General features: G+C 46.8%; 10 protein-coding genes. 8 read left to right on the top strand and 2 right to left on the bottom strand.

The window, feature by feature from the left end:
- The first annotated feature begins 76 nt into the window (after nt 1-76).
- The 6 genes from ABXS75_00050 to ABXS75_00025 all read left to right on the top strand — a co-directional run bounded on the left by ABXS75_00050 (nt 77) and on the right by ABXS75_00025 (nt 9,471).
- The gene (locus tag ABXS75_00050; protein ID XCP85239.1) at nt 77-3,094 is read left to right on the top strand and encodes a glycoside hydrolase family 2 TIM barrel-domain containing protein; all 3,018 of its coding nucleotides are present in this window, start codon (nt 77-79) and stop codon (nt 3,092-3,094) included.
- A gap of 36 nt (nt 3,095-3,130) precedes the next feature.
- Nucleotides 3,131-5,431 (top strand): glycosyl hydrolase family 65 protein, encoded by a 2,301-nt coding sequence (locus ABXS75_00045; protein XCP85238.1) that lies wholly within the window; start codon nt 3,131-3,133, stop codon nt 5,429-5,431.
- 5 nt (nt 5,432-5,436) lie between these two features.
- Entirely contained in the window at nt 5,437-6,324 is an 888-nt protein-coding gene (locus tag ABXS75_00040; protein XCP85237.1) for a DMT family transporter, read from the top strand.
- A gap of 194 nt (nt 6,325-6,518) precedes the next feature.
- On the top strand, nt 6,519-7,157 hold the full coding sequence (gene pgmB, locus ABXS75_00035; GenBank protein XCP85236.1) for a beta-phosphoglucomutase: 639 nt from the start codon (nt 6,519-6,521) through the stop codon (nt 7,155-7,157).
- Nucleotides 7,158-7,308: 151 nt separating this feature from the next.
- Nucleotides 7,309-8,307: a LacI family DNA-binding transcriptional regulator gene (locus tag ABXS75_00030; protein XCP85235.1), complete on the top strand. Its 999-nt coding sequence runs from the start codon at nt 7,309-7,311 to the stop codon at nt 8,305-8,307.
- Nucleotides 8,308-8,454: 147 nt separating this feature from the next.
- Nucleotides 8,455-9,471, top strand: a complete 1,017-nt coding sequence (locus ABXS75_00025) for a M20/M25/M40 family metallo-hydrolase (protein XCP85234.1) — start codon at nt 8,455-8,457, stop codon at nt 9,469-9,471.
- Between the two features lie 273 nt (nt 9,472-9,744).
- On the opposite strand, the gene ABXS75_00020 is transcribed toward ABXS75_00025, so the two are convergent.
- Nucleotides 9,745-11,100 carry an MATE family efflux transporter gene (locus ABXS75_00020; protein XCP85233.1) on the bottom strand — a complete coding sequence of 452 codons (1,356 nt, stop codon included), beginning with the start codon at nt 11,098-11,100 and terminating at the stop codon, nt 9,745-9,747.
- A 239-nt stretch (nt 11,101-11,339) separates the two neighbouring features.
- On the opposite strand from ABXS75_00020, the gene ABXS75_00015 reads away from it, so the two are divergent.
- Together ABXS75_00015 and ABXS75_00010 are read left to right on the top strand one after the other, a co-directional pair.
- Complete coding sequence (locus tag ABXS75_00015; GenBank protein ID XCP85232.1) at nt 11,340-13,328, top strand: thioredoxin domain-containing protein; 1,989 nt, start codon at nt 11,340-11,342, stop codon at nt 13,326-13,328.
- Nucleotides 13,329-13,704: 376 nt separating this feature from the next.
- The gene (locus ABXS75_00010) at nt 13,705-13,986 is read left to right on the top strand and encodes a hypothetical protein (protein ID XCP85231.1); all 282 of its coding nucleotides are present in this window, start codon (nt 13,705-13,707) and stop codon (nt 13,984-13,986) included.
- Nucleotides 13,987-14,111: 125 nt separating this feature from the next.
- Here ABXS75_00010 and ABXS75_00005 read toward each other — a convergent pair whose 3' ends face one another.
- Nucleotides 14,112-15,584, bottom strand: coding sequence for an IS1182 family transposase (locus ABXS75_00005; protein ID XCP85230.1), 1,473 nt, complete (start codon nt 15,582-15,584; stop codon nt 14,112-14,114).
- Nucleotides 15,585-15,673: the final 89 nt, after the last annotated feature.

Here is a 15,673-nt window from a genome sequence, read left to right as displayed (position 1 = left end):
AGCGCCGGATACGCATGGAAACATGCCGGATTCGTACGCTGCCGCAGTGGATAACAGAAAGGAAGAGGAGAAACATATGGTAAGACGAGTAAAGAAAAGATGGGAAGATCAGCTACTTGATCAGATTGGCAGAAGACAGGCCCGTACTGCGTTTTACAGGGATTCATCACAGAAGATGTCACTAAACGGTAAGTGGCATTTCTTATACAGAGAGGCCCCTGAACTTTCTCCGGAAGGGTTTATGAATACGGATACAGATATGGGAGGATGGGATACGATCGATGTTCCGTCTGTTTGGCAATTACGGGGCTATGACAGGATGCACTATACAGATGTGCTGTATCTGTTTCCGGTAAATCCACCTTTTGTACCCACGGAAAATCCGACAGGAATCTATAAAAAGAAATTTAATCTGGATACCGAATGGTTAAAAGGGAATACCATTCTTAAATTCCACGGAGTAGACAGCGCCTATGACGTTTGGGTGAACGGACAGCACGCAGGCTACGGCAAGGTCAGCCGGCTCCCTGGCGAGTATGATATCACGGAATATGTAAAAGAGGGTGAAAATGATATCACGGTCCGGGTCTACAAATGGTCCGACGGCACGTATCTGGAAGATCAGGATATGTGGTGGCTCTCCGGCATTTACCGCGATGTAGAGTTAATTAATGAACCGCAGGATGCGATTCTGGATGCGGCAGTATGCGGCAGCCTTGACGATGCCTATGAGACGGGAATTCTGAGCATGGATATCCGTACGCGCATGGACTCATGTGAGGGAACCTGGGAATTGTATCCGGTATCTGATAAATGCAGCTTTGACGGAACACAACCGGAAGCAAGGGGGACATTCAAGACAGCGGGCGGAAAGGCGCACGTAGAGGCACAGCTTCCGGGGGCAGCACATTGGACTGCAGAGACGCCGAATCTGTATGAGGTCCGGATTGCGTCAGGGTCCCACCGGATAACCGTGCGCACCGGTTTCCGCAAAATTGAGATGATCGACAACAATTTCTGTGTCAATGGAAAAGTTATTTTGTTAAATGGAGTCAATCATCACGATTACAACCCGAAGGAAGGGCGAAGCGTCACCTACGAGCAGATGAAGTCCGATGTGATCTTGATGAAGCAGCATAATATCAATGCAGTACGCTGCTCCCACTATCCTGCCAACGAATATTTTTATGATCTGTGTGATGAGTATGGCCTTTATGTCATTGACGAGGCAGATCTGGAATGCCATGGCTTTGAGTGGCTGGAGAATTACACCTGGATTACCGACGATCCGTCATGGGAGAAGGCCTATGTGGACCGAAGCGTCCGCATGGTAATAAGGGACCGGAACCACCCGTCGATTATCATGTGGTCCATGGGAAATGAATCCGCTTTCGGGTGCAATTTCCGCAGCGCAGCATCAGCGATCAGGGCGCTGGATCCGACCAGATTGATTCATTATGAAGGGGATTTCGAGGCGGAGGTAACAGATGTATATTCCACTATGTATACCCGTCTGAAACCGCTTGAGGAGATTGCAAAGTCAAAAGGTAAGGGCAATAAGCCCCATGTAATGTGCGAGTATGGACATGCCATGGGCAACGGTCCGGGAGGACTTTTAGAGTACCAGAAGCTGTACCGGACCTACAAGCGGCTTCAGGGCGGATTTATCTGGGAGTGGTATGACCACGGAATCTATACGGAGGAAAACGGACAAAGTTATTACCGCTACGGCGGGGATTATGGGGATTTCCCGACAAACGGCAATTTCTGTATCGACGGAATGCTTATGCCGGATCGGACGCCTTCTCCGGCTCTTCTGGAATACAAGCAGGTGATCGCGCCTGTAGGGATCTCGCGCCAGGAAGGCAGCAATAATGAGATTTGTCTTAAAAATTATTATGACTTCCGTACACTTAAGGATCTGACACTTTACTGGCAGATCAAGGGAAATGAAAGCGTAATCCAGAGCGGCGAGATTGACAGTCTTTCGGCACTTCCGGGAGAGGAGGAGCGTGTTGCGATTCCGTATGAAGCCTTTGAGCCGGAAGCAAACGTTACGTATTACCTTGAGATATCTGTCCGTGAAAAGAAGAAAACAGCTTATGCAGACGAAGGGCATGAGGTTTCCTTCGGACAGTTTGAAATGAATGAACGAAGAGTAGTGTATCAGGCAAGACCGCAGGGAACGCCGCTTGCTGTCACAGAGAACGAAAAGATTCTGACGGTGGAAAATGAAGCGATCTGTGCAAAATTCCACACCGTTTTCGGAACGCTTCTGTCTGTGGCGTTTGAGGGAAAAGAATATCTGACGGGCGGACCTGAGATGACCGTATACCGCGCGACGATCGACAACGATATGTATAAGAAGGACGACTGGATGAACAAATATTTCATACAGAAATCCAGCGAACAGAATGCGGGAATGTCCTGGGAGTCAGATGAAGAAAAAACAGTGGTCCGTATTCAAAAATATTTTGGATGCATGAACCAGTCCTGGGGTTACGAATGCACCTATGAATATACAATATATCCATGCGGCCAGATCAAGGTAAATCTGGATGCGAAGACTGTTCAAAGAGGCGGGCTTGAACCACCGTTCCTTCCGAGGCTTGGCGTTGTGATGCAGGCAGATCGGAGCCTTCAGAACGTCATCTATAGCGGAATGGGCCCGGGAGAGAATTATGTGGATTCCATGAGCGCCTGCCACATGGGAGTTTTCCAAAACACGGTGGACAAAATGTGGACAAACTATGTCTATCCGCAGGAGAACGGTCATCGCGAGAATGTGGAGTGGTTCGGAATAGGAGACGGAGAGCATACGCTGCTTTGTAAAATGGAAATGCCTCTGGGAATAAATCTGTCTAACTATACGGACAAGATGGTAGAACAGGCAAAGCACCCGTTCGAGCTTCAAAAAGCGGATTATGTAACCATTCACCTGGATCACCGTCACTCGGGACTTGGAAGTAATAGCTGCGGTGAGGAACAGTTAGAAGAATACAGAGTAAAACGGGAAGATTTTGTGTTGGCGTTTACCCTGCAGGCTGTGCCCGCAGGCGGGGAAGTAAGCCAGGCAACTATAAAATATATGTAAGTTTTAACATATAGGAGAAAAGGAGCAGTTTTAAACATGGTAAGAGAAAGATTTTCAGAACGATTGAATCAATTTTTGGACGACGACAGATGGATGATTTTGCAGGACAGCTACAAACCGGAAGAGAATTTGAAGTATGAGAGTCTTTTCTGCCTGACAAATGGTTATCTGGGAACCCGGGGAAGCTATGAGGAAGGAACCACAAGAAGCATTCCCTGCACCTATGTAAATGGCGTATTTGACAAATCAGAGACCTTTATGCGGGAGCTTGCCAACCTTCCGAACTGGCTGGGAATCAAACTTTATGTGGAAAAAGAGCTGGTAGGAATCGAAAACTGTGAAATCCTTTCCTTTGCGCGTGCGCTTAACATGAAGAAGGCATGTCTGGTAAAGCAGTATCATCTGCGTGACAGAAAAGGAAGAGAGACTTTGGTAGAGGGAGTCCGCTTCGTAAGCCGCGCAGACGTGCACCGCATGGCTGTAAAACTATATGTGACTCCGCTGAATTACAGTGGAATTATCGAGATAGAGAATATCATTGACGGATCGGTCATCAATTTCTGCGACGCACCCAGATTCAAGGTAAAACACATTTACCTTACAGCGAACGAGGCTCTGGGAGAAAAAGGCGCTTATCTGGAAGCAGCTACAAGAGACAACCACCTGCATGTGGGCTGCGGAGCCCGCGTGGAGGTGAAGGGTACCAAGACTGTGCTGTTCCATGATTTCGGAGAACAGGCCGTGGAATTCCTGGATTTTGATGCTGCAGAGGGGAAGACCTATGAGGTGGTGAAATACGTAAGTATTTACACAGAGCGGGAGAAGTGCAAAGAAGAGATCAAAGAGGCTATCTCCCGGACTGTGCAGGAATTTGCCGCCGAGGGATTTACCAAAGAATTTGAGAAGCACACGCAGGTTTATGAGAAGCTGTGGAACCAGGCAGATATTAAGATTCAGGGAGACGAAAAACTGGATCAGGCGGTACGCTTTAATATTTTCCATCTGATGAGTACGGCGAGTGATTTTGATGATCGGGTAAATATCGGAGCAAAATTGTTGCACGGCGAGGAATACGGCGGCCACGCATTCTGGGATACGGAGCTGTTCATGATGCCATTTTTCGCCTATGTATTCCCGGAAAAAGCAAGGAATCTGGAAAATTATCGATATCACCTTCTGGACGCGGCGAGGGCGAACGCCAGAAAAAATGGTTTTTGTGGTGCGCAGTATCCCTGGGAATCCGCAGACGACGGTACGGAGCAGTGCCCGGACTGGACTATCGAGCCGGACGGAACCTGCTACCGATGCTATGTGGCGGTTTATGAGCATCATGTGACGGCGGCGGTTGCCTACGGTATTGCAAATTATGTCAAGATAACCGGAGATGTGGGTTTCCTGTATGGGCGCGGAGCGGAGATCTTAATGGAGACGGCGAGATTCTGGGCGAGCCGCTTACAGTATGTGGAGGAGAAAGACCGTTATGAGATTCGTCAGGTGACGGGACCGGATGAGTGGCATGAGCCGGTCGACAATAACCTTTACACCAATTATCTGGCCAGGTGGAATCTGCGTTACTGTCTGGAGCTTGCCCGGGTGATGCGCGAAACTTGTCCGGACAAGTATCAGGCGCTGGTTGAGAAGATTCAGATTGCGGAAGAAGAGCTTAACGCATGGAAGCAGGTGCAGGGGAAGATTTATCTTCCGCGCAAGGAGGGAACTCCGCTTCTGGAGCAGTTCGAAGGCTATTTTGACCTCCAGGAGGTGGTGATTGAGAAGTATGATGAAAATGACTGGCCGATAAAACCGGAAGCGCTGAAAACAGTAGAGCGCCAGTCGACTCAGATTATCAAGCAGGCCGATGTGGTGATGCTGCTCCACCTTCTGGGAGAGGAGTTTGACGAGGAGACCACGAAACTGAATTACAGCTTCTATGAGAAACGGACCCTTCACGGATCTTCTCTTAGCCCCAGTATCTACGCGATCATGGGATTGAAAGTGGGGGATAGTTCCAAGGCATATCGGTATCTGCGCCGCGCTGCGCTTCTTGACCTCATTGACCTTCAGGGAAATACCAGAGAAGGAATCCATGCGGCAAATGCAGGCGGCGTATGGCAGACGGTTATCTTTGGGTTTGCCGGAGTATCGATCGAAGATGAGGTGCTGCATATTCATCCGAACCTTCCAAAAGAGTGGGAAGGACTTAACTTCAGGATTCACCATAGAGGAACTTCTCTGGAAGTTGCGATATCCGCAGACGGCAGCGTAGAGCTTACCGTTCTTGAGGGCGAAGAGATCACGGTATGTGTGAATGGAGAAATGAGAAAGGCACGGAGGTAACAGGCATGAAAAAATATCTGTCGATTGCCGGACTTATTACGGTGACCGTGATATGGGGCGGTGGATTTGTGGCGAGCGATATGGCGCTTGAGAGCCTGCGGCCGTTCCAGATCATGACGGTGCGCTTTTTGCTGGCGGCGGTCCTCATGGGGCTTTTGAGCATAAAAGGATTAAAAGGGGTTAGGCTGTGTGAAGTCCGTGCGGGGATTCTGATGGGAATTGCGCTGTTTACCGGCTTTGCGCTGCAGATTGTGGGGCTTCAATATACAACGCCGTCCAAAAATGCATTTCTCACGGCTCTCAATGTGGTGATGGTACCGTTCATCGCCTGGGTGATCCTGAAAAAGAAGGTAGGGATCAAAAGCATTGCGGGGGCAGTGATGGCCGTGGTCGGCGTGGGAATCCTGTCGCTGGAGAAGAACCTGACCTTAGGCCTTGGTGACGCGCTTACTTTGATCTGTGCAGTAGGGTTTGCTTTTCAGATCTTTTTCACCAGCGAGTTCGTAAAACAGTACCGTGCGGTGGTACTTAATTTTGTACAGATGTGTACGGCGTTTGTACTGTCACTTGTGAGCCTTTTCATATTCGGAGAGCTTCATTTTGACGTGACGATGAAGGGCTGGCTCAGTGTGCTGTATCTGGGCGTGATCAGTACGACGGTCTGCTATCTGCTGCAGACAGCGAGCCAGAAATATGTAGATGAGACGAAAGCGGCGATTATTCTTTCGATGGAATCCGTGTTTGGAACGTTATTTTCCATTCTGATTCTCCATGAGCGGATTACGGGACGGATGGTCGCGGGCTGTGTGATCATTCTGGCTGCGGTGATTATTTCCAATCTGGCGGAGACGGGCACGGAGCCAGGAGGGAACGAAAGTCAGGCGGGGGCGTAGATTAGGCCTTATGGGCTGCTGCATGAAACAAAATATATTTTTCAAGGGTATTTTTGTTGATGTAGCGGCCCTTTTTGCGGCTAAATGAGCGAAAACGGGGCTATAAATGCGTCGAAAAACGGCGAAATAGACGAAAAAAGATGTTTGCCCTGGGAATATACAGGGATAAATATGTTTGAAAAAGGAGTAGGATTATGAGATATCAGGCAGTTATTTTTGATTTGGACGGAGTGATCTGTCACACGGACGGTTACCATTATCAGGCATGGAAAGCGGTTGCCGACGAACTTGGAATTTACTTTGATGAGACCATCAACAACCGACTGCGCGGAGTGAGCCGTATGGCCAGCTTCGAGATCATTCTGGAAAAATATGACAAAGTAATGTCGGAGGAAGAGAAGCTGTATTATGTTACCAGAAAAAATGAGATTTACAAAGAATTGTTGAAAAATATGAGCCCGGCAGACCTCTCCCCGGAGGTGAAGGATACCCTGGATACACTTCGGGAAATGGGGCTTAAACTGGCAATCGGATCTTCCAGCAAAAATGCGCGTTTCATTCTGGAGCGCTTAGGTCTTGGCGATTATTTTGACGCTATTTCCGATGGAAATAATATTACACATTCCAAACCGGATCCGGAAGTGTTCGTCAAGGCTGCCGGCTTTATCGGAGAAGCGCCGGAGGCTTGTCTGGTGGTAGAAGATGCGGTCGCAGGCGTTCAGGCAGCCAAAGCCGGAAATATGGAGTGTGCTGCAATCGGAGATGCGGTTTTAAGCGGGCTTGCCACATGGAATCTTGAGACATTTTCTGATTTGAAAGCGGTTGTAAAATAGAGTGGGTTCGTGATATACTGAACAAAGGTGTGAAGTATATCACGCATTCGAACTACAGGTATACTTAAAGGAGGATTTGACGGCTTTTTAGCTCGGAGAAGCTGTGATATACTAAGACGAGAACAGCAGATTGTTTGAGGAAGGGAAAGGTATGTCAACTATTAGAGAGATCGCAGAGAAGGCAGGCGTGTCTGTTGCGACGGTTTCCAGAGTGCTTAATTATGATGAGACGCTCAATGTGCAGGATGAGACGAAGAAAAAGGTATTTGAGGCTGCAGAACAGCTTGAATATCAGATGAAGGCTAAGAAGAAGAGGAAAAAAAAGTTAAAGATCGGGGTTATTTGTTCGTATTCTCTTGAGGAGGAACTTCAGGACACGTTTTATCTGTCGGTGCGTGTAGCCATAGAAAAGGAAATAGAGGAAGAGAGAAATAAGAGAGTACCTGTTAGCCTTGATGACGGGATCGATCAGGTATCTGCGGTGGACGGTCTGATATGTCTTGGTACATTCAGTCATTCCATGATGGACCGGATTGAGAAATTCCAAAAACCGACGGTGTTCGTGGATACCATCGGGAACCGTGAGCTTACGGACTCTGTGGTCACAGATGTCAATCATTCGATGAGGAAGGTGATGGACTATTTCTGGGAGATGGGGCACCGGAGGATCGGTTTTATCGGAGGAAGCGAGATAGATTCCGACGGACATATCATAGAAGATTCCCGGCTGCCGGGTTACCGCAGATATATGAAAGAGCGGGGACTGTTTCGTGAGGAGTATGTGAAGATCGGCGGATATACTCCGAAATACGGACATCAGTTGGCAAAGGAGCTTCTGGAGGAGGCAGATCCTCCCACTGCGATCTTTGCAGCCAATGATTCTCTGGCTGTGGGCTGCTACAAGGCGATCGTCGAGAAGGGGCTTAAGATCCCCGAGGATGTCAGTGTGATCGGTTTTAACGATATTTCGATGATTAAATATCTGATGCCGCCGCTTACGACGGTTCATGTGCACATGAATTTTATGGGGCGTCAGGCTGTGAGGATGCTTTCTGAACGGATTCAATCGGAGCGGGAGATTAGTATGCATGTGTCTGTGCCGACTACACTTAAGATAAGGGAGAGCGTTAGCCGGAGAATGGGTGTGTGACAGGCAGTGAGGAATGAATAGAATTACAATAAAAAATATCCGGCAGTCTTATGCCGGATGTCAGTTGCCAAGCATACCTAAGTGAACGTCCAGTGGACGTTCATCTTGGTGCTATACTGGTGGCAGAGAAAGAGAGGAAATGACAAGATGAACGAGAAGTTTCTGACAGATATTTTAAGCGAGATTTCTGTATCCGGCTATGAAGAACCGGCGCAGGAGGTCGTGAAAAAGTATATGACGGGGATTGCAGATGAGATCCGGGAAGATGAAATGGGGGATGTGGTCTGTGTTTTGAATCCCGAGTGCGAGGTCAAGGTTATGTTGTCAGCGCATGTGGATGAGATCGGACTTATGGTATCGAACGTTACCGAGGACGGCAGCCTTCAGGTAATCCGAAGAGGTGGAATCATTCAGGGAACGTATCCGGGACAGCAGGTCGTAATTAAGACAGCGAATGGCGATGTATACGGCGTAGTGGAAGGACGCCGCGACCTGTTCGAGAAAAAGGACCTAAAAGAAGCGGACTTTTTGATCGATATCGGAGCGCGTACAAAAGAAGAAGCTCTTTCAAAAGTGGCACTGGGCAATCCGATCGTGCGGGATACCAGCATTCGCAAATTGATGAACGGCCGTTTCTCTGCCCGTGCATTAGATGACCGTCTGGGCGTATTTATTATTATGGAAGCCTTAAGACGTGCAAAAGAAAAGGGATGCAAGGTTGGCGTGTATGTGGCGGCGACGGTCGGCGAAGAGACGACCAAATGCGGCGCTTACTGGACCAGCGCAAGAATCCGCCCCACAGCGGCAGTTGTGGTAGATGTTACATATTGTACCGACTATGAGGGGGTAAATCCGGCAGAGTCCGGTGATGTAAAGCTGGGAGCAGGCCCGGCGCTTTGCAATGCGCCTATCGTGGCGAAGAAATTAAATGCGCGCATGGAAGAGTGCGCCGCGCGTATGCAGATTTCTGTGCAGAAAGAGGCGGCAAGCGGCCTGACCTATACGGATGCGGATAAAATCGTATTTTCCGGCCAGGGAGTACCGAGTGTGCTCGTGTCTATTCCGCTTCGGTATATGCATACTCCGGCCGAAGTGGCGGACGAGAAGGATGTGGAAGGCTGTATTGAGTTGATTGCTGAGTTTTTGGCATCATATGAAGCGTAAAAATATTATTTTAAGACAGCAGAACCCCCGGATAACCTATACCCGGGGGTCTGCTGTTTTTATCGTTATTTAAAGGAATGAGAGTAAAGCGCGGCAATCGGGTTTCCCCGATTGCACTGCTTTATGAGGGGGGAGATAGTTGTTTTATCAACTATCTGACTTATAGTATACCCGTTAAATGTGTCCAAAGTATGTGCAGAAAATAAAAGAAATCGAAAAATTCTAAAGAAGTTTTTAATAAAAAATATAAATTTTGGTATATCTGGCCGCAGATTAGTCCAGTTTATTACTGATTCGTCTGAATGTCAGGTAGAAGATGATCCCTTTTGCCATGGAGGTCAGGGTCATTGCCCACCATACTCCGGCAAGCCCCATTCCCATATGTACCAGCACAATCGCCAGAGGGATTCTTGATCCGGTCAGGGAAATGCTGATGGTGCTGCAAAGCTTTGTCATCCCCAGTCCGGACAGCGCGCCGACGGTCATCAGCTCCACGCACATCAAAAGCTCGCTGAAACCAATGATCATCAGATATTCCGTCGCAATCTCAATTACATCTGTTTCATGGAAGAACAGGTTTGCGATCGGCTTCGGGAAAAAGACGAAAGCAACGGTGATCACAAGTCCCCATACCACCAAAAGCTTCAGGGAAATATGATATCCCTCCCGAATTCTTTCGGATTTCTTTGCCCCGTAATTCTGTCCCACGAATGCATTCAGCGCAGCCCCGAACCCGTCCGCCGTATTCCAGGACACGGACTCGATCTGCCCGCCGACCCGGAAGGTAGCAATCGCTCCGGGACCGAAGTCGGACACGAATCGCGTCAGAACCATGGAAATTGCGCAGTAGGCCATACTCTGAAGCGCTGTCGGAATCCCGATCCGGCAGATGGATTTGAAATATTCGGAAGGAATCCGCGCGAACAGCCGCATCCCTTTCAGAATATTGGCGTCTTCCCCGCTTCGGAAAACGCCTGCCACAAGAACGACAAGTACCAGGAATTGGGCAGTAGTCGTAGCAATGGCAGCCCCCGCAGCCTCCAGTCTTGGAAATGGCCCGATTCCGAGAATGATTAACGGGTCCAGAATCATATTGACAACAAGTCCCGCCAGATTGGCGAAGAACGGGGTCCGGGAATCACCCTGAGCCGTATATAGTCCGGTCAAAGTTAGCGTAAGGAAAGGAAATAGCGTAAGCCCACAGGTAATGCGCATATAAACTTTTGCGGCGGTGAGCGTTTCAGGATCTCCCACATTAAAAATAGCAATCAGCGGATCAGTGAATGTGAGGCAGATAGCCGTAAATATGACGCCGAACACGATGGTGAGCCAAATCGCGGCCCCCGAGTAATGCTGCGCCCGCTGCTTTTCCCCACTTCCGCAGCATTGGGCAACATTGACCTGCCCGCCCATACGGGCCAGTGCGACCAGCCCCTGCGACAGCCAGACATACATTCCCCCTACGCCTATACCGGCCACGGCTTTTGAGCCGAGCATTCCGATCCATGCCATATCCGTCAGGTTATACGCTGTCGCAAGAAAAGAAGAAGCCATGATCGGCAGTGCCAATCCGGCAAGTGTTTTTAGAATCGGACCCGAAGTCAGATCCAAAGCCTTTTTCTTTTTCATAAACCTCCCATGAAACTGCCGGTCAGACGGCAGTTCTTATCTTATTTTAGAATAATGTCTAAGGAATATCTTATATGATTCCGTGAGAAGTTACAAGAGGATTTGGAAAAGAAAATGCCGGGACTTGCGGATCACCGTTTTCATTGGTAAACATATGGAGATGCATAAAATAATAAAGCATAATTTGCTGACGATGGTGCAAAATATCAGATAAATGAAAAGAAAGAGGAAGATATGATATGAGCAATCATTTAAAAGAACAGACCAGTCCCTATCTTTTACAACATGCGGACAATCCTGTGGATTGGTATCCCTGGGGTGATGAGGCGTTTGAGAAGGCGAACCGGGAGAACAAACCGATATTTTTAAGCATCGGCTACAGTACATGCCACTGGTGTCATGTCATGGCACATGAGAGCTTTGAAAATGCGGAAATTGCGGAGATTCTCAACCGATATTTTGTATCCATTAAGGTAGATCGGGAGGAACGGCCCGACATTGACAGCGTTTACATGAATGTTTGTCAGACGTTGACCGGAAGTGGAGGCTGGCCCATGAGTATTTTTATGACGGCGCAGCAAAGACCGTTTTTTGCAGGGACATATTTTTCGCCCGAATCACATTATGGCAGGATGGGATTTCGGGATTTGCTGCTTGCCATTGTGGATAAATGGAATAGCCAGAAGGAAAAGCTGACAGCATCGGCAGATACGATACTCGCGCATCTGGGTACGCGGGACAATAAAATATCCGGGGATGGCGATGAGAATCTTCCTAAACAGGCTGCAGCGATTTTTTCGCAGAGTTTTGACGAGGAGTGCGGTGGATTTGGGCAGGCACCCAAATTCCCAACCCCTCATAATCTGATTTTTCTGACATTGTATTCACAGATTCATGAAGAAAAAACGACATTTGAGCAGGTGACGTTCACTCTGGATAAAATGCGCAGAGGAGGCATCTTTGACCAGATCGGCTATGGATTTTCAAGATATTCCACAGACAGATACTATCTGGTGCCGCATTTTGAAAAAATGCTGTATGACAATGCGCTGCTGATACTGGCATATTCTGCGGCATACAAGGCGTCCGGCGATGACAGGCTGCTTGATACGGCAGAGAAAACAGCGGAGTATATTTTGCGGGAAATGACAGGGGAGGACGGAGAATTTTACTCTGCCCAGGATGCGGACAGCGAAGGAGAAGAGGGGAAATACTACGTATGGAGTTATGGTGAAATATGCAAAGTTCTGGGAGAGGAGAGCGGAAACCGATTCTGCGCATATTTTGGGATTACGAGGGAAGGGAATTTTGAGGGGAAGAATATTCCGAACCTCTTGAATGGCAATGAAATCTCCGCAGCATTTGACAGAGAGAAAAAGGCCTTATATGATTATCGTAAAACCCGGGCGAAGCTCCATCTGGACGATAAAATTCTTACTTCATGGAATTCTCTTATGATCTGTGCGATGACAGTCCTATACCGGGTCACGGGAAAGCAGATTTACCGCTCGGCGGCGGAGAAGGCATACTGCTTTATAGAACGGCATCTTGCAGATGGAAATCAGCTTTACGTAAGCTGCCGGGATTATACACGGTCAGTGAAAGGGTTTCTGAATGAGTATGCTTACTATACGGCGGCATTAATCAGTCTGTATGAGGCAACCTTAAGGCCTGAATATCTGAAGCGTGCAAAGCAGATCTGCAATGAGGCCCGGCAGCAGTTTGAAGATGAAAATGGGGGCTATTTTCTATATGGAACCCGGAATGAGGGGTTGATCACAAAACCAAAGGAAAGCTATGACGGAGCACTGCCGAGCGGTAATTCCGTGATGGCGTATTGTCTGGTCAGACTTTCGCAGATTCTTCCGGATGACATTGCAGGGAGAGGGAATGCAGAGGTTCAAAAAGAAGAGGATGAACAGGCGGTCAGGAAACAGTTTGCATATATGTCTGCAGAGGCAGAGCATTATCCGGCAGGGTATAGTATGTTTTTAATTGCGCGGCTTCTGTATCGGTATCCTCCTCAGAAAATTACGGTTGTGTTGGCAGAGGAAGAATGTGTGGAGAAGATTATCACTGGACTGCCTCTATATGCGGATATAAAAATAGTTACAGAAGCAACAGAGGAATTCAAGTTGTTGAATGACAAAACGACTTATTATGTATGTAAAGATCATACCTGTCTTCCTCCGACTAATAACTATTCACCGCAAAATTTTATCAGGTAAAAGGTGTTCCGGGGCGATGATCCGGTCAAAGAGATGCGAAGAAAATCCGCTAACCATTTAGGTTAGCGGACTTTTCTTTTTATAGTTATCTAAAGGAATGAGAGTAAAGTGCGGCAATCGGGTCACCCCGATTGCTTTTACTTTATGAGGGGGGAGATAGTTGTTTTATCAACTATCTGAGTATTAGTATATCCCCTAAATGTGTCTAAAATATGATTAGATTCTAAAAGAAATCGAAAATTTATTAATGATTTATTAAGCAGAAATAAAAAAGAAAATCTGGGGGATAAACATAATATGCCACAATTGACGTATTAAAGTTAATTGTGATATAATAAGTGACAGATATGACATTTTCGGATAGGAGAATATTGCTGTGACAATTTATGGAAATGAAAATAACGAGACAATTATGATGGAACTTGGTCAGAGAATCCGGGATACCAGAATCAGGATGCAGATAACTCAGGCAGGTATGGCAGAACAATCCGGAGTGGCAATTAGAACAATTGTTCGGATGGAAAAAGGGGAAAGCGTTTATTTAGATAGTATGTTGAATGTGCTTCGTGTATTGGGCGTATTGGAAAACCTGAATTTACTTCTTCAGGAACAGGAGCTTGCGCCCCACAGTTTTGCAGCAACATATGTTCGATTTTAGCTTGAATCCCCTATAAACAAAGGGCACTGAAAAACTTCCATTTTTTAAGTGGGAGTTTTTCTTTTATGACGATTTTTTGTGATTTTCAGTTCTTTTTCGATAAGATTACAGAATAATGCTATGGTTTAAGCCATAGCCAATTCCTGTAATCTTACTATCCTTTTTACATTTGCTGTAAATGCGGTAAAATACATTTGAACATGCATAGCAAATAACCCTCTTGAATCTGCTCTGCGCAAACCGTGGGCTTCTTTTAATTCTCCATTCTTTTCTTCTATCCTATGCCGGATTTTCATTCTCTCTTGGAAGTATTCACTTTCTTCAAATTTAAGCCTTTCCATGTTTTTCGCGCTTGCCTGCGTGATACTGTAACTCCGTTCTTTTGAGTTTGATTTTCCTACACGGCAGTTTTCTCTTTGCGGGCATTTCCGGCACTTAACTTTGCTAAATATATATCTTAAATAGGTGTTTCCGTTTTTGGCAGCTCTCTTTTCCACTCGCATGGAAAGCTCTCCGGCAGGACATTGCAGCAACCCTGCATCTTTATTGAAACAGAACCCCTCCGCAAGGTTTCCGTTTGCAGCCGCCGCTACAGCTGTATTCGTTCGGGCAATCAGTGCAATCTCTTTTCCGCAAACTTCCAGATTATCATCACTGACATATGCCATATCTCCGATAACTTCTGTTACTTTTATTCCATTTTTCTGTGCTTTTTCTATCAGTTTCGGCAATTCCTGACCATCCGGTGCTCCTCCATCTGTTACACTTATCCCAGCAATCAGACGGCCTTCTGTCATTGCGAGATGATTCTTATACCCATAAAACGTACTGGTCGCCGTTTTGTGCCCAAACCGTGCATCTTTATCATCTTTGGAACGGATCTCTCTGATCTGTTCGTTCTCAAGCAGTTCTTTCATCTCTTTAGAGATTTTCTGTATCTTTTGATTTCCACAGGTTTCTATCCCTTCCTCCAGAACCTGGAGCAGTTCCTTCGTATAGGCGATCTCTTCGTCCAATCCTGCTTCCAAAGATGGTTTCTCTGGAAATCTCTCTGATAATTCAAAAGCATTTTTATAAATCTCTTTCCGAAGTTGTTTACTCATATCCCTCAGGATTTGTGTGGGGGATTTCGCTCGGACGGATGCAGTTGTGTGGGTAGAATCCACGATAATCGTTCCCGATTTGATTAGACCTTTGTCCAGAGCCTGCTGGATTGTTTCTTTCAGCATTTCCTCCAGAATATCTTCCGTGATGCGGGTCTTTCTGAATTTCGTCAGAAGACTGGGATCTATCATTTTTTCTTCTGGTTCCAGATCCAGAAAAAATTTATATGCCATGTCTGTCTGAGCACTGCTGATCAGGGTTTCATCGGACAGATCGTACAGCTTTTTCAGAAAAAGCAGTTTAAACATCATCTCCGGTTCTTTCGCCGGCCGCCCGAAATTTTCACAATACTGTTTACGGAGCATTGGATTTACAAAACTAAAATCTATATTTTCTTTAATTCTACGCAAAAGATGATTTGCTGGAATGATTGCATCATAAATCCCCTGATAGGGTGATAATGAAAGTTTCAACTGTGAATGGTCTTTCAACATGGCAGAACCTCCTTCCTCATGATTCTATTATAATGGATACATTAAAAAAGCCCAATTCTTTTTTAGAATCAGACTTTTTCAGTGCCCTT

The organism is Roseburia hominis, from assembly GCA_040702975.1.
In the GTDB taxonomy this organism is placed as follows: Bacteria; Bacillota; Clostridia; order Lachnospirales; family Lachnospiraceae; genus Allocoprococcus; species Allocoprococcus hominis_A.
This window is presented reverse-complemented; position numbering and strand designations above follow the sequence as displayed.

Bases quoted from the DNA above. Each gene is read 5' to 3' on its own strand.
- ABXS75_00050 (XCP85239.1), top strand. From the start codon at position 77: ATGGTAAGACGAGTAAAGAAAAGATGGGAAGATCAGCTACTTGATCAG.
- ABXS75_00045 (XCP85238.1), top strand. From the start codon at position 3,131: ATGGTAAGAGAAAGATTTTCAGAACGATTGAATCAATTTTTGGACGAC.
- ABXS75_00040 (XCP85237.1), top strand. From the start codon at position 5,437: ATGAAAAAATATCTGTCGATTGCCGGACTTATTACGGTGACCGTGATA.
- pgmB (XCP85236.1), top strand. From the start codon at position 6,519: ATGAGATATCAGGCAGTTATTTTTGATTTGGACGGAGTGATCTGTCAC.
- ABXS75_00030 (XCP85235.1), top strand. From the start codon at position 7,309: ATGTCAACTATTAGAGAGATCGCAGAGAAGGCAGGCGTGTCTGTTGCG.
- ABXS75_00025 (XCP85234.1), top strand. From the start codon at position 8,455: ATGAACGAGAAGTTTCTGACAGATATTTTAAGCGAGATTTCTGTATCC.
- ABXS75_00020 (XCP85233.1), bottom strand. From the start codon at position 11,100: ATGAAAAAGAAAAAGGCTTTGGATCTGACTTCGGGTCCGATTCTAAAA.
- ABXS75_00015 (XCP85232.1), top strand. From the start codon at position 11,340: ATGAGCAATCATTTAAAAGAACAGACCAGTCCCTATCTTTTACAACAT.
- ABXS75_00005 (XCP85230.1), bottom strand. From the start codon at position 15,584: ATGTTGAAAGACCATTCACAGTTGAAACTTTCATTATCACCCTATCAG.